Source organism: Pedobacter sp., from assembly GCF_965249885.1.
GTDB lineage: Bacteria > Bacteroidota > Bacteroidia > Sphingobacteriales > Sphingobacteriaceae > Pedobacter.
Window position 1 is genome coordinate 4,341,399 of sequence record NZ_OZ252254.1, and the last position, 21,597, is coordinate 4,362,995.

Sequence of the window (21,597 nt, forward strand, 5' to 3'; positions counted from 1 at the left end):
ATAATTAGGATTTTTATGGCTTATCCCACCATAAGTTGGTACTTCTAGGTGAGTCCGCTGGCACATTTGCGCCATTCTCACTTCTCTCACTCAATGGAAAGTCTAGCCTCCTTATAAAGGTAGGCAATACCGCATTAACTGGTAAAGTGAAATCTTTGTACTTATAGTCGTACCTTCTAGCATCATTCCATGCTTCAGGGTTTAAGTAAGTAGCCACAAATTTCTCTTTAAAAATTAAATCTAGTGTCAAATTGGCCTCACCTACCGCAACTGCGGGATTAGCAAGGTAGGCAGTTTGATCAACGGTTGCAACTCCAAGCTTATTCATATTTGCAGTGATACCCGCTAAGTATGCAGCATAAGCTCGCGTTCTGTTAACAGGATTAGATCTCAATGCTGCTTCAGCTTCAATAAATTTAAGTTCGGCATAAGTGGCAATCCAAATAGGTGCTGTATTACTTGTCCAAGGCGAGTTTACGGAAATATAACATTCATCTTTAGCAGTATTAGCGCCAGGCAACCTATTTCCAGCACCATTAACAGTCCCGATATACAAGTTATTAACTGGAGCCCTATCCGTTATTTTGGCAATTCTAGGATCTGCTACTCCATAAGTAGTTCCATTCAAATGGTCTACTAGCTGTTCTGATAGCCACCCGCCTAGTGATTGAGCCGCATTACTTATAGCTATGGATGCCCAAAAATTTCTAGTCACAAACACCGCCATTCCCGCATCATCAGTATTCGAAGTAAAGCTGCTACCTACTGCCGTTAAAACAGCAGCCGGATCATAAGATGACTTCTTGCTAATTTTGTTAAGCTGTCTTGCTTTAAGCATATAAGCAAATTTTAACCATTTTGTTCTATCACCTCCAAACATCGTATCTGAACCGGTAGCCAATTTAATGGTTGCACCAGTTTTACTCAATTCTACTATAGCTTGATCAATAAGCGACAAAGTGGAGTTATATACAGATTGCTCGCTATCATATTTCGGCGTTAATATGTTGGTTTGAAAAGCCTCGGTAAAGGGCGCCGATCCCCAAAGGTCATTCACCATGATCAGGTTATAAGCCAATAGCGCATTTGCTACTCCTAAGTATTCACTTGCCCCTTGAGCTGTGGCAAGTTTTTTTAGTTCATTGGCATCTGCCATTGCGTAATATAACACGTCCCAAGTCCCGCTAAAATTAATCGTTTCGTAAGTATCACTGGCTGAAGCAGCGGATGGGCTTGCCAAATACTGAACGTAGTTACTCGTAACGTTGTTGGAAACAGTATAACTATTAACACCTGCCTTTGTGGTTCCTGTAGCTAAGAGTGATTGTAAAGTTGGAACAGTTACTTGATTGGGGTTTTGAATTAGATCATCAAAGTAACCCTTTTTACACCCTTGCAGCATACCCATGATTGCCACAGAAGCGAATATGTATTTGAATATTTTTTTCATCTCATCAATTATTAAAATCCAACATTTAAATTAAACATTACTGTACGGGCTGTTGGATAAGTAAAACCAGCAACACCGTCTACGTTACTGCTTGCATCAAATGAACTCGACTCAGGATCTAAACCATAATATTTAGTAATTAATACAAGATTGTTACCAGTAACACCAATCGAAGCATTTCGGATGGCTTTTTTAGGTAACCATGTTTTAGGTAGATTATAAGTCAACGTCACCGATCTCAAACGAACCCAAGATGCATCCTGAACAAAAGGTTCAGATATCAAACGGTAGAACCTCCTGTAATAACCTTCCCCATATGCCACACCATCTGGACCAGTTCCCTGTCCTAACCATACTTGTTTTGTATTCGTTGTTCCATTAGCTAAAACTCCGTCAAAAACTTTAAATGATCTTCTATCAAGGGTATATTCTGGCAAGCCGAATGCTGCATAAAAGTTTTCTAAGTAATCATATTTCTCAAAACCTACTCTAGCATCAATTAGAGTGTTCAACGTGATATTCTTATAGGTAAAGGTGTTAGTTAATCCTCCTATCCAATCTGGTTGTGAATTTCCCAGCAACTTTGTTTTAGTTCCTGAGATCACAGGAAAACCATCTGCACCGATAAGTTGAGGCCTAGATTTATCCGTCCTTATTGGATCTTCAGCATCACTACCATAGTATCTCTGCCAGTATGTACCGTAAATATTTCCATATGATTCACCCAAAATTATTTTTTGAGTTATTGCAGCATTCCCATACCCTCTTGCTGTTCCGTAAACAATTTCGGAAAGGTTGTCGGGCATTGTTAATATTTTGTTCCGGTTTGCAGAGAAGTTTAAAGTAGCATCCCAAGAAAAATTCTTGCTTTTTATCGGACTACCTCTCAACACAACCTCAAATCCCCTATTTCTCATGTCTCCGGAATTAATAGAAGTAGTTACATAGCCAGTAGCAGAAGATATTTGCGCTTGAACAATCTGGTCCTTACTCAATGAGTAGTAATATGTTAAATCAAATCCAAGCCTATTTTTAAAGAAACTCATCTCCAAACCAGCCTCGTAAGTATCTGTAAACTCTGGACGTAGAGCGGGGTTACCTAAATTCGACGAAATAGTTAAACCGTTATATCCAGTTGGCAAAGAACTATATCCGGTAAATCCTACGGATGTTGCGTATTCTCTAGCATCTTTACCTACTCTAGCATAAGAAAATCTTAACTTTGATTGTCCAATATAACTAGGCAACTTTAAATGATCTGAAAAAGCATATGCCAAACTTGCAGAGGGATAGAAAAATGAACGTTGGTCTGGAGAAAGTGTTGAAGTAATATCATTTCTGCCAGTAATTGTTAAAAACAAATAGTTTTTATAATCCAAAGTGGCCTCTCCAAAAAAGCCCATTAATCTTCTTTCAGATAAAAGTTGCGAAGCAGACAAGACCCTTGCATTAGCAAAATTGAAAAAATTGTAAATTGCTAACTCGCTTCCCGTAGTTCCAACCTCGCGATATCTTTTATCATATAGCTCGTGTCCTAAACGTAGTGTTCCGTTTATATCAGCAGTGAGCTTTGAATTAAGTGTTGCTACGAAGGTTGAATTGATGATTCTTGAATTGGCGGTAAACTCTCCAACAGATCCTAAACCGTTATCGTAGGTGGCTTCACCTGTGATACCCATTGGCCCAGGGGCAGTTTTTAATCTATTATCTCCATAAGTATCAAAACCGAAACGATAACTGAAGTTTAGCCAAGTTGTAGGCTGATAACTCAGTGAAGCTCCACCAATAAATCGGTTTACATCATCCTTGAAACGATTAGTTGCCGCACCGAATATGGGATTGTTGGTACCTATAAAATTTTGAGTTCCATCTGGCTTCAAATAGTCTTTTACATTCCAACGAGGCGACCAATAAGCCAAGCTTTCTCCAAATCTATCTGCACCATACCTATACCCTCCAGAATTAGTGAAGCTCATATTAACACCAGCCTTAATTTTCGGGCTTATAGTAACATCCGTGTTTAAACGTGCCGATAAATTTCTATAATCGGTAAACGGCATCATACCTTCCTGAAAATAACTAGATACAGAGGAGAAGAAACGTACATTCTCGGTACCTCCGGCCAACGATACTGAATTTCTTAATTGCGAACCATTATCGTAAGCCTGTTTATAGTTATCGTATAAAAAGTCTGGGTGACTAGGATCAATAAGTTTAGCTTCTGCTATTGTTGGACCCCACGCTGGTCCTATGCCTAAAGAACCATTATTATAGTTACCAAGTACACCAGAGGTATAAACCTTTTGTGTCTTTGGTGTCTTACCAATCATATCTACCCCGTAGCTACTGGAAAAATTTGCCGTTACGGCGCCACTTTTCCCTTTTTTAGTAGTAATTACCACTACACCATTAGCACCTCTTAAGCCATAAAGAGCGGTTGCTGCTCCACCTTTCAATATATTAATGGTTTCGATATCCTCAGGATTTACATCCGACACCCTATTGCCAATTCCACGGAAGTTAAGACCTCCAGTAGTATTGGTTGAGGCACCCAAAGAAGATGTAGTGTTATCAATTTGAACTCCATCTATAACGTAAAGCGGATCGCCTGAAACATTTGGATCGATAGAATTTACACCTCTAATGCGTATACTGGTTCCTTGTCCGGGAGCTCCACCTGTACTAGATATGGTAGCGCCAGCAATTTTTCCTTGTAATGCATTTAGCATATTCTGTTTGTTTCCAAAATTGATTTCTTCAGAGGTTACGCTCTGCGCAGAATAAGCCAAAGCCTTCTTTTCCCTAGTAATTCCCAACGCAGTTACCACTACCCCTTCAAGCGTTTTTGCATCTTCGGATAATTGAACATTGATAACGGACTGGCTGCCAACATTAATTTCCTTTGTGCTGTAACCGATAGACGAGAATACTAAAACTGCGTTACTTGGAACCCGAATGGAGAAACTTCCATCATTTCCAGTTGCTACAGCGTTGGCTTTTTGCCCCTTCACTGATACACTTACACCTGGAATACCCGAACCCGTACTTGCATCGATAACTTTTCCCGTAACGTTGTTTTGGGCATAAGCAAATACAGCAAATAACAGCAATCCGAGCATAATTAGAGTAATTCTTTTGCTCATAGTTGTGATTGATTAGTTAATGATTAGTTGATTGTCAACTCAATATAGGGAAATTTGTATAAAAGCTAACAAAATTTCACGTTTTTATCGCCAAACAATCAACTTCCAATATTCAACATATTTGAAGTTCCTTTTGCAATAATTCTGCTTTTAGCAATTAAAATCACTTCACATTGCACGTTAATAATTGTTCTACCTCGCTTTACTATGCGTGTTCTTGCAGCAATTAGATCACCCTCTTTCGCTGGAGCAAAATAGTCAATGCTATTATTTACTGTAGTATAACGATGGTCTAGGCCCAAGGTAAAAACAGTCGCTCCAATTAAATCATCGATAATTCCAGCAGTAACGCCACCATGCAAAACACCAAACGGATTAGTCATCTCTTTTCTAACGAGATAGCTACAATGCAAACTACCAATTTCTGCAGCGATCACAGTTGGTTTTAGCCAGTTCATAAAATTTGATGGCGATTGAGTTACTTCCTTCCCTATCAACGACTGGAAAACTTTTAACCTATCGTTTGTGCTTTTTTGTGAATCCATTTCTTAAATTTAGGCAAAAAACAAAGGAATGAGCAAAAAACAAATTACTGCTGTAGTAGAGCTAGACCAATCAAGATTTAAGACTAAGATATTTGCCGATGGCCATTTTATCTATGCCGATGAACCCAAAGAATTGGGAGGTACAGATGAAGGCATGTCGCCGGGAGCATTGCTATTGGCCAGTCTAGGAAGTTGCACAGCAATAACCGTCAGAATGTACGCTGATAGAAAACAGATTCCTTTGGAAGGCATTACGATCAATTTGAAAATTTGTGCAGAAGATGAAATGAATAAAGGAACCGTAATAGAGCGCAAGATAGAACTAAAAGGAAACCTTGATGATGAGCAATATAAACGATTAATGTTTATCGCAGATAAATGTCCAATCCACAAAATATTAACTAATCCTATTGAAATTATAAGCGTATCATAAAGTTAAATGGAAGTATGTTTTGAGATTTATAAATAATACTTATTTTTGATTTCAACAAACGCTTATGAAATATAGTCCTGGCTTGCATATTTTGGCCGAATTTTCCTCAAGTAACATCGGTTTATTAAGCAAATCCTCTCACTGCAAACAACTATTTAACAGTTTGATCACCAGCCATCAACTTGAAAAAGTGGGCGAAGTTTATCACGATTTTGAAAATGGTGGCTTTACCGCTGTCGTTTGTCTTACAGAATCACATATCTCTATTCACACCTGGCCTGAATATGAACTTGCTACATTCGATGTATTCTTATCCAACTATAAAAGAGATAACAGCAAAAAGGTAGAAGAAATCTATAGCGAGGTACTGAATTTTTTTGAAGGAATTGAAAGACAAAAATCTGCAATTAACCGTTAATGACTACACCTAACTTAATTTCTTTTCCAACTAATTCCTACATAAACTGTCAAAAATGTAGCGCCTCAATTGTAGTTTATCACCTTGCAGATTGTGATTTTTTAATTTGTCCAACTTGCAGAGGCTACTTAAAGCGCACAGCAGACGATAATTTCCAGTTTAAAACAATCACGAATAATCTGAAAGATGTTCCAGTTTTAAAAGTGGGAAGCACAGGAACAATAAATAGCGATGAATTTAAAGTAATTGCTTATTTGGAGAAAAAGGAAAACGGCACCCAGTATAATTGGAGAGAATACATTTTATTGAATCAGCAAAAAGGATATGTAACACTCGCAGAATTTGACGGACATTGGAGCATTATCAAAGGCAAAGAATTTTACCCGGATTTGGATAATATAGAGGATAGTAACGGGTCTAACATAAGGTTTGCCAATTCAGATTTTCATTTGTTTAATAAATATGTACCGAAAGTAACCGCTGCTGTCGGCGAGTTTGGCGAAGATGTCTTGAACGAAAAGATAAACGCAGTTGAATTTGTGGCTGCGCCTTACATGATTGTAAAAGAGAAACACGGCAATAAATCAACCTATTATTTAGGCGAATATATAGATGCTAAAGAGATTGCTGAAGGATTTAAGTTAAACTTAGATTCATTTCCTGAAAAAGTTGGCATTGGAGCAATACAACCGTCAACTTGGTACAACAGATGGGACACTTTATTTCCCATAACGGGCATAGCTATTGTTTTGGTTCTTTTATTGCACTTACTCATACAAATTCTTAAGCCGGAAAAGGAGTTGTTTTACAATAACTTCGATTTGGTTCACCACCAAGTGAATGGAAGTGATGCACTGAAATCATTTACCACCACTAGCTTCGAAATAAGTGATGAATCATCGAATTTAGAATTTTCCATCAGCTCGCCAGTTTCTGATAATTGGCTAGAAGCTACCATTGTGTTAGTAAATAATAATGACAACCGAACTTGGGAAGTTTCCAAAGGATTTGAATATTACTCGGGTTATGAGGATGGCGAAAGTTGGTCAGAAGGTGACCGATACGCTAATATCATGCTATCCCATATACCCAAAGGTAAGTATCATTTAAATGTATACCCTTATACTGGCGATCCTAACCGTGATACTTTACAAATTAAAGTAACGGCAAATTCAAGCCTATGGCGAAATACTTTAATTACCTGTTTGGTATTATGTCTGTACCCAGCTTTTTGCTGGTATAGGATGAGGAATTTCGAAAAAAAACGTTGGGATAACAGCGATTATTCACCTTATATTAGTTAATATGAATATCAAACCTATAAGAATTTACATAGTATTAATGATTGTAGCAATTGGCCTTTATGCTTTCAGTATGTGGGAAGGGTATGCAATTTACAGTGATAGCGTAGAAAAAAATACAGAATACAACCGTTCTCATCGTGTAGGATATATTAATAGATTTTACCATAAATAAATAACATGAACTTAAACGAACTTATCAGCATTAAATACATTATAGCATCACTATTGTACTCGTTTATCGGAATAGTGGTGCTTTTCATATCATTTTGGGTAATTGAAAAAATTACTCCAGAAAACGTTTGGAAAGAAATTTTAGAAAAGCAGAACAAAGCTTTAGCAATTGTTTTTGCTGCGTTTATTATTGCGATTGCTCTCATCATAAGCTCAGCGATACACAGCTAAAAAATGAATAAGAAGTTACCCATTTTATTGCTTCTTTCAGTATTTGTTGTTGCCACCTGCGGGTTAATTTACGAACTGATTGCAGGAACCCTAGCTAGTTACTTATTAGGCGATTCGGTCACTCAATTTTCAACAATTATTGGTCTTTATCTCTTTTCAATGGGTATTGGCTCATGGCTATCCAAATATTTCGAAAAAAACATACTATCGTGGTTTATACAAATAGAAATTCTGGTAGGTTTGGTCGGCGGTTTTAGCGCCAGTATCTTATTTCTTATCTTCGAAAGTATTGCATCATTCCGAACGGTACTTTATGGCTTAGTTGGCTTAACAGGAATTTTGGTAGGCTTGGAAATTCCTTTGCTCATGCGTATCCTTCAAAATAGGTTTGAATTTAAAGACCTTGTTTCTAAGGTGTTTACGTTCGACTATATTGGAGCATTACTAGCTTCGCTAATCTTTCCGCTGTTACTCATCCCCTACCTAGGATTAGTTAAAACTGCTTATTTATTCGGCATCTTAAATGTTAGCGTAGCCTTAATTGTAAGTATCAGTTTTTCTAAGGAAATTAAAGGTGCTAAGTACTTAAGAAATAGTGCAGTAATAAGCATATTGATTTTAACGACAGGTTTTGTTTATGCTGATAAAATCACAAGTTTATCAGAAAATATGACCTATAGTGACACTATTATCTTCGCCAAAAGCACGCCCTACCAACGAATTGTACTTACCAAAAAAAACAAAGTGTTACGTTTATTCCTGAACGGTAACCTTCAGTTTAGCTCTGATGATGAATACCGGTATCACGAAGCATTAGTACATCCTGGTTTACAATCACTTAGTAACATTAAAGATGTATTGGTTTTGGGAGGTGGCGATGGGCTTGCAGTAAGAGAAATCCTAAAGTACGATAGCGTGCAAAATATCACTTTGGTTGATTTAGATCATGGTATGACATCATTATTTCAATCCAATGAAATGTTACTGAAACTCAACCAAAAATCTTTACTTTCTCCCATTGTAAAAGTTATCAATACTGATGCGTTTAGTTGGGTTAAATCCCAAAAAAAGAAATTTGATTTTATTGTAGTAGATTTTCCGGACCCTTCAAATTATGCTGTCGGAAAACTATATACTAACTCTTTTTATAGAGCGATGAAAGAAATCTTAGCGCCACAAGGGATCATGGTAATCCAATCTACTTCACCTTACGTTGCTCCAAAATCTTTTTGGACGGTTAATAAAACCTTAGAAAGTGTCGATTTTAAAACCATTCCTTATCATAACTATGTACCCTCTTTTGGAGAGTGGGGATATATCATGGCCATGCACCCAAGCCACACTTACAAAAAGCCCCTCACTTACAAATCAGACCTAAAATTTGTTTCAAAGGAAAGTGTTGACCTGATGCTGCATTTCCCAAGAGATATGGCAAAGGTGGAAACAGAAGTGAACAAGTTGAATAACCAAATCTTGGTGAAGTACTTTGAAGATGAGTGGTCAAACACCCTATAATTCGACATTTGCAAGCTACTTGCGTCGGCGTGCATTTTTATTACGCTTAGGATTAATCACTGGCAGTATCTTTATTGGTGGTTGCATTAAAAAAATGACATCCAAAAAGTATGGATTTAAAGGCAGCTTACGTGGACCTAATGCCGCTGCGGGCCACATTCTACGTGATAAAATCGCGATAGCTAAGCCCAATAAAACAGTGGAGGTTAAAATCTTAATTGTTGGATCTGGGATTAGCGGACTTTCGGCCGCCAGGTGGCTAAAACAAAACGGCGAAGAGGACTTTAAAATCATCGAACTGGAAGACAAAACAGGTGGCAACTCTCGATCAGGTAAAAACAATGTATCCACACATCCTTTAGGTGCGCATTACACTACAGTTGCTAACCATGATGATGATTTATTAATCGACTTTTTTAGGGAACATAATGTAATTACTCATTTTGAGAACGGAATACCTTACTATAATGATTACTACCTTACATTTGACCCAGAAGAACGTTTATTAATTAACGGCGAATGGCAGGAAGGGCTAGTTCCAGATTTTGGAGTGCCACAAAAAGATAAACAGCAAATTAAGGATTTCTTAATGGAAATGGAAAACTTGAAAAAAGTTAAAGGCAAAGATGGCAACTATCTTTTTACCATTCCTATCGCTAACTGTTCGCAGGATCCAGATGTTAGAAAGTTAGATAATATCACATTTGAAAGCTATTTAAAAGATAAAGGCTACGATTCCCCATATTTGCTATGGTATCTCAATTATGCATGTAAAGATGACTACGGTCAAAAAATAGAGAAAATATCTGCATGGGCAGGCTTACATTATTTTGCAAGCCGACGGGGAAAAGCAGCAAATGCGGAAGATAACGCAGTATTGACTTGGCCAGATGGTAACGCATGGTTAGCCGAGCAAATGACTAAGAAGTTAGAAACGCATATTAGCACAACAAGCCTTTGTAACGAAATTAGTGAAACAGCAAATGGCAAAATTAAGGCTTGGATTTATAATTTAGCCACTAAGCAGAGTACTTATATTATTGCCCAAAAGTTAATTTTAGCGACACCACAATATGTTAACCAAAAGCTTTTAAAAGATGTATTCCGTCCAAACTTTGATTATAAAAAATTGACCTATTCACCTTGGTTAATTGCCAATATCACAGTTAGCGATTTACCAAACGCTAAAGGTACACCTTTATTTTGGGATAACGTTGCTTACAACATGCCTTCAGTGGGTTATGTAAATGCAACGCAACAAAATATAAGCATGATAAATAAAGATAAAGTACTTACATATTATCTTCCTTTATGTGATTATGAGCCAACTATTTCAAGATTGGCCGCTTATACTAGAACTTATGAGCAATGGTTAGATATTATTATGCCAGAGCTTACTTACATGCATCCTGAAATTGAAACTGCAATTAAAGAAATTGATTTGTGGGTTTGGGGACATGGGATGATTGCACCAACACCAAATTTGATATTCGGTTATAACTTGGCGGAGGGAAGAAGACCAATTGACAATAAAATATTTTTTGCGCATACCGATTTAAGTGGAATTTCAATTTTTGAGGAAGCTTTTCACCAGGGAATTTTAGTAGCTAAACAAGTTATATCGCATGATCAGGCATAAACAACCTTGGTTAAATTCCGCTTGGAAAGATTCGATATTTATATTGACTCCCCCGTTTTTCTGCTTATTGCTGATCGCCATTTTACCTAAAGCATTTATAGCTAATGAACAATTCTCTGCGATACATTGGCTTTTATTAGTGGTTTTTATAGATGTTGCTCATGTATACAGCACACTTTACAGAACATATTTCAATAGGAAAAACTTCAATAACAATTTAACACTACTTACATTAATTCCTATAGGCTGTTATCTTTCTGGCTTTACATTGTATCAAATCAACAGTTTGTGGTTTTGGAGAATATTAGCCTATTTAGCTGTATTTCATTTCATTAGACAACAATATGGTTTCATGAAACTGTACAATAGAACCAGAAAGTCAAGTAGAACTAACCAATTTATAGATGCGGCAGCAATTTACGCAGCAACCTTATACCCCATAATTTACTGGCATTTAAAAGGAGATAGAAACTTCAACTGGTTTATTTCAGGAGATTTCATCATCTACGTGAATGATTCATTACTGACCTTCGTACAAGGTTGCTATGTTTTAATTTTAGCGATGTATTTTGTTAAGGAAATTGCGTTATCTGTAAATCTTAAAGAGCTAAACATCCCGAAAAATGTATTACTGTTAGGCACCATATTGTCGTGGTATGTTAGTATTATTTATTTTAATGGCGATCTCGTTTTCACCCTCTTTAACGTGGTATCGCATGGCATACCTTATATGGCACTCATTTGGTTTATCGAAAAAAAGAGAGAAAGCAGCCCTAACCTAAATACTAAATTTCAACAATTTGCTTTTGGTAAATATGGCATCTTAATTTTCATCGCCATAATTTTAGCCTTGGCTTACGTGGAGGAGGCATTATGGGACGGGATGATATGGAAAGAACATCAACAGTTCTTTAAAATATTTTCATTTTTACCAACTGTTAACGACCAATTTCTATTGTCTCTACTTATTCCATTATTAGCGCTACCACAAGCTACACACTATGTTTTAGATGGTTTCATCTGGAAGAAAAAATATAATTTCTAACTTTAAACAAGCCTCAACCTCTCCTCCTCCAAATCAATTTGGTACAACTGCTGTCTAATGATTTCTTCGTTAATTTTTGGGTCGTTATTTAAGGCTACTAAATAGTTTCGCTGACTTTCCAACATCTCCAAAAATATAAGCTTGGTTTTATCGTTCATCCAACTATCATCTTGAATTTTAGATCGTTCCTCCCATTGATGGATAAATTTTTCCATTACCTCCTGCCCTTTCCATTCGGTTTCATATCTACTATTTAAAAATTCGTATACATGCTGTTTCAAACCTCTTTTCATTGCTTTCCTTGCTTCCTCTTCCTCTGCTTCGTTAAAAATACCTTCAAACAAGCGACTTTTCTTTATAAAATATGGTAACGTGAGGCCTTGCAATAACAAAGTAAGCAGTATGGCTACAAACGTGATGAACAAAATTAAATCTCTTTGAGGGAACATCGCTCCATTTAGTTTCACTGGAATTGCCAGTGCAGCAGCCAAGGATACCACGCCTCTCATGCCCGTCCATCCTAATAGTGCTGGCATTAAATAGCGTCGCCTTTTATTATTGATGTGTGGCACTGATTTACGCCTAAACAGCATAGTTGCAAATAATGCTGCGTAACTGCTCATCATTCTGGTAATAATCAATACTGTGGTAACCAATACGCCGTAACCAATTGCTTCGTCAAGAGGAATGCCCGAGGATTTTATCCCTGCTATAATTTCAGGCAGTTCTAATCCGATGATCAGAAAAACTACACCGTTAAGGATGAAAACGAAACTTTCCCAAACACTATATGCCTTTATACGCCCCGAACTTGACAAAAACGTAAGGCGTTTGGAAGACATATATATGCTTCCTGCTACTACTGCTAACACACCTGAACTATGTGCCGTTTCGGCTAACCAGTAAAATAGATAAGGTTCAATTAGTGTTAAGGCAATATCAGATGAGGTATCTGTAGGCAGTTTTTTGTGCGCTTGTACAAATAACCAACCCAATAGCAAACCTATGCCAGCGCCACCCAACACTGTCCACAAAAAGCTTGTGGCAGCTTCCTGCCAAATGAACTGTCCTGTGCCAACTGCAACTAACGCAAACCTAAAAATGATCAAGGAAGACGCATCGTTCAATAAACTCTCTCCTTCTAAAATTGCTTGCGTTGCCTTGGGAATTTTTACAAACTTGGTTATTGCTGCTGTACTAACCGCATCTGGCGGAGAAACTATACCTCCTAACAAAAAACCAAGCGCAATGGTAAATCCTGGTATGAAATGATTGGCGGCAATAGCAACAGCAAGTGCTGTGAAAAAAACCACTAAAAATGCAAAGCTAGTAATCATTCGATACCACTTTTTCATTTCTTTGAGTGATAACGACCAAGAGGCTTCACAAAGCAAAGGCGGTAAAAATATGAAGAAGATTAAATCCGGATCTATCCTTAAAACTGGTAAGCCAGGGATAAAGCTCACTAGCAAACCTGCTATCACCAACAAAATTGGATACGCTATTTTTAGTTTAGTAGCAAATATATTCAACAGTACGATTGCCGCCACCATGGCAAGTAGAAAAGGTAAAATAGAATGCATTATGTTAATTGGTGTTATAGCTGTTTAGTCTATGTAATTTAAAAACTTTTCATTAATCTATACATTTTTTCCATTCAAATAATAATAAGTTTTTTACGTAAATTAGATTCAACAATCACTAAACCAATGGCTACCGTTAAAACCAAACAAACCACAGCAAGTGTAGAAGAGTTTATTCATTCATTTGCTGACAATGAACAAAAGCGTCAGGATGCTTTTGAGTTGGTAGATATCATCAGTAATTTTACCGGTTACGAAGCGAAGATGTGGGGACCCAGCATCATTGGCTTCGGGGTTTATCATTACAAATCTGATAAAAGTAAGCAAGAAGCCGACTGGCCTTTAGTAGCATTTTCGCCACGCAAGGCCGCAATATCACTTTATGTTTATGCCAATACTGAAAAAAATCAATCTTTACTTGAAAAATTTGGCAAGTTCAAAAAAGGCAAAGGATGTATTTATGTGAAAAAACTATCGGATATTGACGTACAAGTGCTTAAAGAAATAATTTTGGAGACAATTAGATTTTTAGAAGCAAAACATGGAAAACGCTAATTTCCGGCTAAATCCATAAAGGCTGTCTCGTAGATGAAAACACCTTTAGACAGCCTCATTTTAATACCACTTGATTTCTTATAAGAATGGACTAGCCCATTTCTTGTTTGTATATACATCGCTACCGTCCAACGTTCTAATGAAAGCAATAACTGCATTTACCTCATTTGCCGTTAAATTCAGTTTCTGACCAACCCCATTTGGCCTTAACTTTGGATCCAAATTATTATTTCCAGGTGCAATATTAATTGTTCCATAGTGCCCAATTACATTTTGTAAAGTGGCTAAGTTTCCGGTATGCATAAAAGGCCCGTTTTCATTTCCGTTAGCTCTCCCTACGTTGCGCAATGTTGGCGATTTAGTATTGGTTAAATCAATTCCAGTTGTACCAATAATGCCTATAATACCATTGTTCAACGAATTCGGATCGATATCAAATTCAGGCGGGCGGTGACAACCTGCACAACCTAAACCGCCGGCAGTACGGCTTCCATTGGCGTCGAATACTGGCGCAGCTAAAAATAAATTCTTGCCATTATTTTCTTGCGCTGTAAAGTTCGTAAAATTAGCTTGGTCGTTAGGTGCAGTTGCCCTGCCTGCATCATATTTGGAGTCGAAAGATTGGATGCTCCTCACGAACTGCGCCAACGCATTTTGTATGCGCTCCTGCGTTATTGTAGCATCACCATAAACAAACTTGAAAAACTCTTGATAGTATTTAATATTTTGAAGCTTGGTGATAAGTGCCGAAAAGTTTTCATCGCCATTGGTGCCACTAAAACCCATTTCCTTGTGATCTTGTATCGGCATAACGGTTTGCGCTTCCAAGTTTGCCGCTCTTTCGTCCCAAAAGAATTTGCCCTCTATCGAGAATCTCGCATTAACCAAACGCATGGAGTGCCTACCTGTAGTGCCATTCACTCCAACGCTGGCAACGGCGTTGTCTCCAAACGCAAATTCCTGTTTGTGGCAGCTTGCGCAAGACATGGTGTTATTTTTGGATAAATTTTTATCATAAAACAAAACTCTTCCAAGTGTAGCACCCTTATCTGTAATAGGATTTGAATTGGTATTATCTCTGGTAATGTAAACAGGAATAGTTTGCTTGGCGTAATTCTCCAACGCATTGAGATTAATTTTATCTCCAAATGTAGATTTGATATTTGGGTAATCGGCGGATAGGTCCGTAGTGCTTTCTTCACTGCTCTTTTTACATGCGGAAATTGCCGCAAAGATTGACGCTGAGAGCGCAATGCAATAAACGATCTTTTTCATAAGGTTTAATTAGTTTGGTTAATTAGCTGTAGGACTAATCTTTATAGCTTTGGTTTAATCAATATTAACAAATTTGTTGCAATTCAAAGAACGCTATGCAAAGATTAAAACCGAAAGTTTTAAAGAAGTGGATGCGGATAGGCTAAAAACAAAAACGGAGAACTGCCTCTTTCGATTTGGTTCTCCGTTTTAACACTTACTTCGTCCGTAGATTTGGTAAGCCATCAGCCGAATTTTACTTGACCTTTTAAACTTTACAATTATTTCAATCGTAGGTTTTCAATTTGATGTTCTCGAACTTTCTTTCCATAGAATTCCAGCTTTTACCATCATTGTCTGTTGTTTAATTGTACCTTTAGGTGTTAACCTTCCATTTGCTCCATCTTTCTTTCGAATAATTTGAGTATTTGGATTATTTGATTGTTTTTTCAACTTTCAAACTGCTTAAAGCAATGTTACAATTTTCATCATCCCAAAAGTTTTAGCTTTTCAGCTTCTCTTTCGTTTTGGATTTTCAGACGGTCAAAGTACTTCGTTTTTGATATATCTAAGTTAATAGGAGTTTGATTTTTTTGCAAGAAAATACAAGTAATATTACTAACATCTTATCAACCAATATTTTGCGCTTATACACAATCTTTTTATTATAAAGTTTGGGAAAATGTGCTGTATTTGCATTATTGCGATAGATTTCAATAAGTTATTAACAATCAACATCTTAACAATTTTATATAAAAGATTGTTATTGTGACAGTTTTTTTTCCGCAAAAAACTAAAGTTAAGCTCATGTTGTTAACCTTCGAATCAAGTTATTAAAGCTTTTATCTCCACTTTTATTATAATATTTAATGTTTCCCCACAATAGTGTTAGCTTTGTATATATGCTTCATCGTCCAATTAGAGATACTCAAGACTTTTTACTCAGCAATTACTTTGCTGAAGGTTTGCGGATCACTTTTGGCGTGCTTTGCCCTTCGTTAATTATGGCGCAGTTTGGCATGTTGCAATATGGCATGACCTTATCATTAGGAGCGCTTTGTGTGAGCATAGTAGATTCACCAGGTCCAATCCAACATCGCAGAAATGCCATGTTTGTTACCACAGCGTTATTATTTTTGGTAACTATTATCGTAGGCTTAACCAATAAAAGTGCTGTTTTTACTGGAATCCTTATCGTAGCTTTCAGTTTCATCTTTTCGATGCTTTTCCTGTACGGCAATCGAGCTGCTTCCATTGGAACATCAGTTTTACTGATTATGATTTTGAGTATCGACGATATCCGCCCATGGCAGGAGGTTATTTTTTATAGTATTTTAGTTTTTATAGGAAGTATCTGGTACACGGCACTTAGCTATATCATTTATCGGCTACGCCCATACCGACTAGCTCAGCAAACTCTAAGTGACTCGATACACGAAGTGGCTGATTTTCTTAGAGCGAAAGCAAAATTCTATTCCCAAAATACCAATTACGAGAAAAATTACGCTGCATTGTTACAGCTCCAAGTAGATGTAAGCCAAAAGCAAGATGAGGTTCGCGAAGTACTTTTTAAAACTCGAGAAATTGTACGTGAATCTACGCCACAAGGCAGATTTTTGTTGATTGTTTTTACAGACATGGTTGATTTGTTTGAGCAAGTAATGTCAACCTACTATAATTACAAACAGCTCCACCAGCAATTTGACGACATTGGTATTTTGAATCATTATGAGGATGCGATCAATAAAATTGCTGATTCATTGGATGATATCGCTTTTGCTTTAAAAAGTGGCGGTGTACCTACATTAGCCGAAAATCTAGAAAAGGATCTCGAAAATTTGAGAAATGAAATTAGCGAGCTAGAGCAAAATAAAAGCAACACGTACAACACTTTAGGTTTAATTGCACTAAGGAATATCGAAGTAAATATAGAAAACATCGTTAGTCGTATAAAAACTATTAATAGGTACTTCAACAAAAAAGAGCAGCGTAAAATAAAAAAAGGAGATATTGACGTAGGTAAGTTTGTGACCTCGCAGGAAATCAACACTAAGATATTACTCAATAACCTGACTTTTAGTTCATCTACATTTAGGCATTCTTTACGGGTAGCCATTGTAATGCTCATTGGATTTTTGGTAGCCCGAAGCCTAGATTTTGCGCATAGCTACTGGATATTGCTAACCATATTGGTGATCTCAAAACCAGGTTTCAGCTTAACAAAAGAGAGAAATTACCACAGAATTATTGGTACAGTAGCAGGTGCCTTTTTAGGGATGGCGGTATTACATTATGTAAATGATAAACATACACTGTTCGGTATTCTAATTGTTTTTATGGTGGCAGGCTACAGCTTTCAGCGTAAAAATTATGTGGTGAGCGTCCTGTTCATGACGCCGTACATCTTGATAATGTTCGATTTTTTGGGCATGGGTGTAATGTCAATAGCCAAGGAACGCATTTATGATACCTTGATTGGCTCTGGAATTGCATTATTAGCAAGTTATTCCCTATTTCCAAATTGGGAGCATGAAAAGCTAAAGGAAGCAATGCTAGATGTCATTAAATCGAATAGGAATTATTTTATAGAAGTAACGAAGTTATACTTTAATGAAAATATCGACAATACCGCTTATAAGTTGGCTAGGAAAGATATTTATGTTAAAACTTCCAACCTTGCCTCTTTATTTCAACGGATGTTTTCAGAACCCAAAAGTAAGCAGTTATACATGAAAGAACTGCATCAGTTTACGGTATTAAATCACCTGCTTACATCTTATGTAGCTAGCTTATCTCTTTATATTAAGGAGCATCATTTTGTTTGTGCTACGTTAAAAGACGTGAAGCCAATTGCTGATAACACCACCTATCTGCTTGAAAATGCTGCCGAAAATTTAAATAAAAACAGTGACGGATTAAGTAATGTACCGTTAATTAGGTTTAAAAATGATAATGAACTAGCGCTTGCTCATGCTGATATGGTAGTTTCCGAACAATTTGACCTCATCCAAAAAGTATCTTACGACATTTTTAAACTCACGGAAAAAATCAAAATCTAGCTCTAGGTTTAAGAAAAACCGTCATTGACAAGCCAATGGCAAACTAAAACGACACTCATTTGTTGCTTGTAAAAAATGAATGTTATGGAAAAGATATATACGGCTTCTGTTGTAGTTATTGGCGGCAGAGATGGCCATGCAAAAAGCAGCGATGGAATTTTTGAAACAGATTTAAGGAAACCTAAAGAAATGGATGGTCAGGGAGGGGCTCCAAATCCGGAGCAACTATTTGCAACCGCCTGGGGCTCATGTTATTTGGGTGCTTTACAAACTGTTGCATCGCATGAGGGTGTTGATGCTACTGATACCAACGTAAACGTCCACATCTCTTTCAATAAGGATGGTAACGGTTTTGCGTTATCAGCTGAATTGGATGTGCATATTCCTAAAATTACGGTAGAAGAAGCACAAGCTTTAGCGGAGAAAGCACATGCAGTTTGTCCGTATTCAAAGGCCACCAAAGGCAACATTGAAACTAGGATAACAGCGGTTTAAGTTTATTGGCGGATGATGTAGTTAGCTGCTTCATCCGCTTTTTTTACAATAACAGCTTACTAGCTAAGCCCAATAGTAGCAAGAAACCAAAAACATCCGTAAAAGTGGTAATGATAATAGAGGAAGCGATTGCAGGATCAATCCCAATACGTTTCAACATAAGCGGAATACCGGCGCCAGTAATCCCAGCAATGATCAAATTCCCTGTCATCGCCATAAAAATAACCAAACCCAACATCAAGTTTGCATCAAAGAAATAGGCAAATATTAGTACAATTAAACCAGTTACCGCACCATTAATCATCCCTACGGTGAATTCCTTTAATACAGTACGATAAGCCTGCCTATCCGTTAAATCGAATAAGGAAATACGCCTAACTGTTACCGCCAAAGCCTGCGTAGCGGCATTCCCTCCCATTCCCGCAATAATGGTCATATAAGCAGATAAAATTGCTAAATGTGCTAAGGTATCTTCGTAGTACCTTACTACCGCCGATGCCAAAAAAGCAGTGCCCAAGTTAATAATTAGCCAAGGCAAACGAGATTTCACGGCATCAACCCAGTTACCAGCTAGTTCCTCATCTTCTGATACACCAGAAATTTTAAGGATATCTTCCGTATTTTCATCTTCTAATACGTCAATAACATCATCAAAAGTTACCCTACCTAACAAAACCAGGTCGTCATTCACTACTGGAATACTTGTCAAATTATATTGTGAAAGCAGTTTAGCCACTTCTTCCTGGTCGGTGTCAGCTTTTACATAAACAGCATCCGGTTTCACCATATCATTTATTTTCGCATTCCCTTTTGCCTTAATAATATCTTTTAAGGAAACTATACCTTTAAATGTTCCTGCATCATCTACTACAAAAACAGTGTAAAATTCTTCAATCTCTTCGCTTTGCCTGATAATTTCGTCAATAGCATCTTTTTTAGTAAAGTTGAAGTTTACCGTAATCATTTGGGTATTCATCAAACCACCGGCAGTTTCCTCATGGTAGCTCAATAAATTCCTAATGCTTTGTGCGTCATCGGCACTTAAATCCTCTAATATTTCTTGCTGCTCATCTTCATCCAATTGCGAAATGATATCCGTAGCATCGTCATAATCGAGTTCTTCAACAATTTCTGTACGCTTTTCGGGATGTAACTGAATTAGCAGCTCCTCGGGATGCGCTTCTTCGCTCATCTCTGCAATTACTTCAGATGCCTTTTCAACCTCTAATAAATTGATGATACGTTGCCTATCCTCCGAATTGAGATTATCGAATAAAATAGCAATTTCTGAAGCATGGTACTCGGCTAAAGTTGCCGCTAATAGCTCGTCATCGCCCTCTATGGCTTTCCTTAGTTTTGAAAGATCTGTTTTATCAAGCTCGAACGATTGCATATGATTACAAATTTGGGATAAGAATGATGACCTAAGGGTTAAATTGAATTACGGCTAATGCTGTTATAATTGCGATTCCAAAGCTTAACAAAGTGCCTATCAGTACATATTCTGTAAGTTTTAATTCGTTACCTTCTTTTAAATCCCCAAATCTAAAAATTGATTTGGCCGCCAACAAAAATCCTACGGCTTCAAAATGTTGGGTTACAATAAATAGGTAGATCAACAGTCGCTCCAAAATACCAATGAATTTACCTGCATTGTGTAATGAAATTGAACTTTTACTTGGAATAAATCGGGCAATAGCTACTTTTATAACAATTGCCGCAGGGCTAGTTAAAAACAATGCACCTAACACATAAATCCATGCTTTTTCATCTTGCAAAACCTGCAAATCAATTTTGTGGTTTCCGTTAAAAGCTAGCCAAATTCCTAATATCACTAATACGTGCAAAAGCTGATCTGTAAAAAACCAAGCTCTCCTGTTTTTAGATGTTTGAAATAATAACTTACACGCATCAACTACAAAATGAGCTGCACCAATAAGTAGCGCCTGTAGCCAAATATTGGTATCGAAAAAAAGTAAGAAAATTAAAGCAATATGTATAACTACATGAATATACAATTTAGCTGATCTCAATTTTTTTAGCTCTTTCTCAGCTACCCATTCGTCTGGCTGCAGAAAAAAATCTCCAAGTATATGCGCTGTTAAAAATTTTATTAAAGCCAATTCCATGTTAAAAAGTTGCTGCTAAAAGTGTTCTAAACTTATTTTCTAGCTCCATCATCTCCGAAAAATGGGCTCGTTTGAGTGCTTCACTAATAGATGACTGGCTTCTGCCCGATATCTTAGCTATTTTATCTTGCTTCTCATTGAAATTTTCGATGGTTTGTTTAACTACCTGTGCGGCAATTGGACTCCAACTGTCCATTGCTATAAGTGCCAACTTGAAATATAGGTTCATATCTTCATCAAATTTTACAGATGGACTTTTGATTGTTAGATTTACTTTACTGCTTTTCAGTGTATCAAATCCTTCACCAGAATTAATGTAGGCTTCTCCATTGGCTTCTGTAACCTTTTCAGCATTACCATCTAAAACACTGCCAATTCCAATGCTCATCCTTACGTCCGCTCCTTTTAGCGCTCGCATGCATGCTTTAACATACAATGCTGTTAAAAAAGCTTCCTGTGGCGGTAAAGCGATTTGAAAACTGTCGCCTCTAAATATTTCCCATTTGGTAGCTTGTTTTGGCAAAGCCGATAAAGCATCTTTTAAAGTGGCTATCCAAAGCGATGGCAATTCTCTTGAATTAACGATATCACCGGTTATTACTGCAATCATGGCAACAATATCGGCAAA

The 21,597-nt window shown here is 37.1% G+C and carries 18 protein-coding genes; 10 read left to right on the forward strand and 8 right to left on the reverse strand.

Annotated features, from left to right (window positions below; all coding sequences use genetic code 11):
* Positions 1–13: 13 nt before the first annotated feature.
* The 3 genes from ACY2A0_RS18315 to ACY2A0_RS18325 form a co-directional block, all read right to left on the reverse strand.
* Positions 14–1,450, reverse strand: a complete 1,437-nt coding sequence (locus ACY2A0_RS18315; protein WP_461790825.1) for a SusD/RagB family nutrient-binding outer membrane lipoprotein — start codon at positions 1,448–1,450, stop codon at positions 14–16.
* 11 nt (positions 1,451–1,461) lie between these two features.
* Positions 1,462–4,593 (reverse strand): SusC/RagA family TonB-linked outer membrane protein, encoded by a 3,132-nt coding sequence (locus tag ACY2A0_RS18320; protein ID WP_461791728.1) that lies wholly within the window; start codon positions 4,591–4,593, stop codon positions 1,462–1,464.
* A 98-nt stretch (positions 4,594–4,691) separates the two neighbouring features.
* Positions 4,692–5,138 carry a PaaI family thioesterase gene (locus ACY2A0_RS18325; RefSeq protein WP_461790827.1) on the reverse strand — a complete coding sequence of 149 codons (447 nt, stop codon included), beginning with the start codon at positions 5,136–5,138 and terminating at the stop codon, positions 4,692–4,694.
* Positions 5,139–5,166: 28 nt separating this feature from the next.
* Between ACY2A0_RS18325 and ACY2A0_RS18330 the strand changes: the two genes are divergently transcribed.
* The 7 genes from ACY2A0_RS18330 (at position 5,167) to ACY2A0_RS18360 (ending at position 11,894) form a co-directional block, all read left to right on the forward strand.
* The gene (locus ACY2A0_RS18330) at positions 5,167–5,571 is read left to right on the forward strand and encodes an OsmC family protein (RefSeq protein ID WP_113635274.1); all 405 of its coding nucleotides are present in this window, start codon (positions 5,167–5,169) and stop codon (positions 5,569–5,571) included.
* Between the two features lie 64 nt (positions 5,572–5,635).
* Positions 5,636–5,989, forward strand: coding sequence for an S-adenosylmethionine decarboxylase family protein (locus ACY2A0_RS18335; RefSeq protein WP_461790828.1), 354 nt, complete (start codon positions 5,636–5,638; stop codon positions 5,987–5,989).
* Between the two features lie 203 nt (positions 5,990–6,192).
* On the forward strand, positions 6,193–7,293 hold the full coding sequence (locus tag ACY2A0_RS18340; protein WP_461791729.1) for a DUF4178 domain-containing protein: 1,101 nt from the start codon (positions 6,193–6,195) through the stop codon (positions 7,291–7,293).
* A gap of 177 nt (positions 7,294–7,470) precedes the next feature.
* On the forward strand, positions 7,471–7,695 hold the full coding sequence (locus ACY2A0_RS18345; protein WP_461790830.1) for a DUF350 domain-containing protein: 225 nt from the start codon (positions 7,471–7,473) through the stop codon (positions 7,693–7,695).
* A gap of 3 nt (positions 7,696–7,698) precedes the next feature.
* Positions 7,699–9,210 (forward strand): polyamine aminopropyltransferase, encoded by a 1,512-nt coding sequence (locus ACY2A0_RS18350; RefSeq protein WP_461791730.1) that lies wholly within the window; start codon positions 7,699–7,701, stop codon positions 9,208–9,210.
* Positions 9,211–9,304: 94 nt separating this feature from the next.
* Positions 9,305–10,849: an FAD-dependent oxidoreductase gene (locus ACY2A0_RS18355; RefSeq protein WP_461790832.1), complete on the forward strand. Its 1,545-nt coding sequence runs from the start codon at positions 9,305–9,307 to the stop codon at positions 10,847–10,849.
* Positions 10,836–11,894, forward strand: a complete 1,059-nt coding sequence (locus ACY2A0_RS18360; RefSeq protein WP_461790833.1) for a hypothetical protein — start codon at positions 10,836–10,838, stop codon at positions 11,892–11,894. The genes ACY2A0_RS18355 and ACY2A0_RS18360 overlap by 14 nt, the downstream gene beginning before the upstream one ends.
* A 2-nt stretch (positions 11,895–11,896) precedes the next feature.
* Here ACY2A0_RS18360 and ACY2A0_RS18365 read toward each other — a convergent pair whose 3' ends face one another.
* Positions 11,897–13,477, reverse strand: coding sequence for a Na+/H+ antiporter (locus ACY2A0_RS18365; protein ID WP_461790834.1), 1,581 nt, complete (start codon positions 13,475–13,477; stop codon positions 11,897–11,899).
* A 126-nt stretch (positions 13,478–13,603) separates the two neighbouring features.
* Here ACY2A0_RS18365 and ACY2A0_RS18370 point away from each other — a divergent pair, with 126 nt between their 5' ends.
* A complete protein-coding gene (locus tag ACY2A0_RS18370; protein WP_461790835.1) occupies positions 13,604–14,032 on the forward strand; it encodes a DUF1801 domain-containing protein in 429 nt (142 codons plus the stop codon).
* A 78-nt stretch (positions 14,033–14,110) separates the two neighbouring features.
* On the opposite strand, the gene ACY2A0_RS18375 is transcribed toward ACY2A0_RS18370, so the two are convergent.
* Positions 14,111–15,307 (reverse strand): cytochrome-c peroxidase, encoded by a 1,197-nt coding sequence (locus tag ACY2A0_RS18375; protein WP_461790836.1) that lies wholly within the window; start codon positions 15,305–15,307, stop codon positions 14,111–14,113.
* An 881-nt stretch (positions 15,308–16,188) separates the two neighbouring features.
* On the opposite strand from ACY2A0_RS18375, the gene ACY2A0_RS18380 reads away from it, so the two are divergent.
* Positions 16,189–18,345 carry an FUSC family protein gene (locus tag ACY2A0_RS18380; RefSeq protein ID WP_461790837.1) on the forward strand — a complete coding sequence of 719 codons (2,157 nt, stop codon included), beginning with the start codon at positions 16,189–16,191 and terminating at the stop codon, positions 18,343–18,345.
* An 84-nt stretch (positions 18,346–18,429) separates the two neighbouring features.
* Positions 18,430–18,840: an organic hydroperoxide resistance protein gene (locus tag ACY2A0_RS18385; RefSeq protein ID WP_461790838.1), complete on the forward strand. Its 411-nt coding sequence runs from the start codon at positions 18,430–18,432 to the stop codon at positions 18,838–18,840.
* Positions 18,841–18,883: 43 nt separating this feature from the next.
* Here ACY2A0_RS18385 and mgtE read toward each other — a convergent pair whose 3' ends face one another.
* From mgtE to ACY2A0_RS18400, 3 genes are read right to left on the reverse strand one after another with little or no spacing between them, the layout of a single operon-like run.
* Complete coding sequence (gene mgtE / locus ACY2A0_RS18390) at positions 18,884–20,233, reverse strand: magnesium transporter (protein WP_461790839.1); 1,350 nt, start codon at positions 20,231–20,233, stop codon at positions 18,884–18,886.
* A gap of 31 nt (positions 20,234–20,264) precedes the next feature.
* Complete coding sequence (locus ACY2A0_RS18395; RefSeq protein ID WP_461790840.1) at positions 20,265–20,969, reverse strand: DUF3307 domain-containing protein; 705 nt, start codon at positions 20,967–20,969, stop codon at positions 20,265–20,267.
* A 1-nt stretch (position 20,970) separates the two neighbouring features.
* Entirely contained in the window at positions 20,971–21,579 is a 609-nt protein-coding gene (locus ACY2A0_RS18400; RefSeq protein ID WP_461790841.1) for a hypothetical protein, read from the reverse strand.
* Between the last annotated feature and the right edge of the window lie 18 nt (positions 21,580–21,597).

What these genes read in the sequence shown, in the direction of transcription:
- ACY2A0_RS18315 (WP_461790825.1), bottom strand. Translation starts at nt 1,450, where the DNA reads ATGAAAAAAATATTCAAATACATATTCGCTTCTGTGGCAATCATGGGT.
- ACY2A0_RS18320 (WP_461791728.1), bottom strand. Translation starts at nt 4,593, where the DNA reads ATGAGCAAAAGAATTACTCTAATTATGCTCGGATTGCTGTTATTTGCT.
- ACY2A0_RS18325 (WP_461790827.1), bottom strand. Translation starts at nt 5,138, where the DNA reads ATGGATTCACAAAAAAGCACAAACGATAGGTTAAAAGTTTTCCAGTCG.
- ACY2A0_RS18330 (WP_113635274.1), top strand. Translation starts at nt 5,167, where the DNA reads ATGAGCAAAAAACAAATTACTGCTGTAGTAGAGCTAGACCAATCAAGA.
- ACY2A0_RS18335 (WP_461790828.1), top strand. Translation starts at nt 5,636, where the DNA reads ATGAAATATAGTCCTGGCTTGCATATTTTGGCCGAATTTTCCTCAAGT.
- ACY2A0_RS18345 (WP_461790830.1), top strand. Translation starts at nt 7,471, where the DNA reads ATGAACTTAAACGAACTTATCAGCATTAAATACATTATAGCATCACTA.
- ACY2A0_RS18350 (WP_461791730.1), top strand. Translation starts at nt 7,699, where the DNA reads ATGAATAAGAAGTTACCCATTTTATTGCTTCTTTCAGTATTTGTTGTT.
- ACY2A0_RS18355 (WP_461790832.1), top strand. Translation starts at nt 9,305, where the DNA reads ATGACATCCAAAAAGTATGGATTTAAAGGCAGCTTACGTGGACCTAAT.
- ACY2A0_RS18360 (WP_461790833.1), top strand. Translation starts at nt 10,836, where the DNA reads ATGATCAGGCATAAACAACCTTGGTTAAATTCCGCTTGGAAAGATTCG.
- ACY2A0_RS18365 (WP_461790834.1), bottom strand. Translation starts at nt 13,477, where the DNA reads ATGCATTCTATTTTACCTTTTCTACTTGCCATGGTGGCGGCAATCGTA.
- ACY2A0_RS18370 (WP_461790835.1), top strand. Translation starts at nt 13,604, where the DNA reads ATGGCTACCGTTAAAACCAAACAAACCACAGCAAGTGTAGAAGAGTTT.
- ACY2A0_RS18375 (WP_461790836.1), bottom strand. Translation starts at nt 15,307, where the DNA reads ATGAAAAAGATCGTTTATTGCATTGCGCTCTCAGCGTCAATCTTTGCG.
- ACY2A0_RS18380 (WP_461790837.1), top strand. Translation starts at nt 16,189, where the DNA reads ATGCTTCATCGTCCAATTAGAGATACTCAAGACTTTTTACTCAGCAAT.
- ACY2A0_RS18385 (WP_461790838.1), top strand. Translation starts at nt 18,430, where the DNA reads ATGGAAAAGATATATACGGCTTCTGTTGTAGTTATTGGCGGCAGAGAT.
- mgtE (WP_461790839.1), bottom strand. Translation starts at nt 20,233, where the DNA reads ATGCAATCGTTCGAGCTTGATAAAACAGATCTTTCAAAACTAAGGAAA.
- ACY2A0_RS18395 (WP_461790840.1), bottom strand. Translation starts at nt 20,969, where the DNA reads ATGGAATTGGCTTTAATAAAATTTTTAACAGCGCATATACTTGGAGAT.
- ACY2A0_RS18400 (WP_461790841.1), bottom strand. Translation starts at nt 21,579, where the DNA reads ATGATTGCAGTAATAACCGGTGATATCGTTAATTCAAGAGAATTGCCA.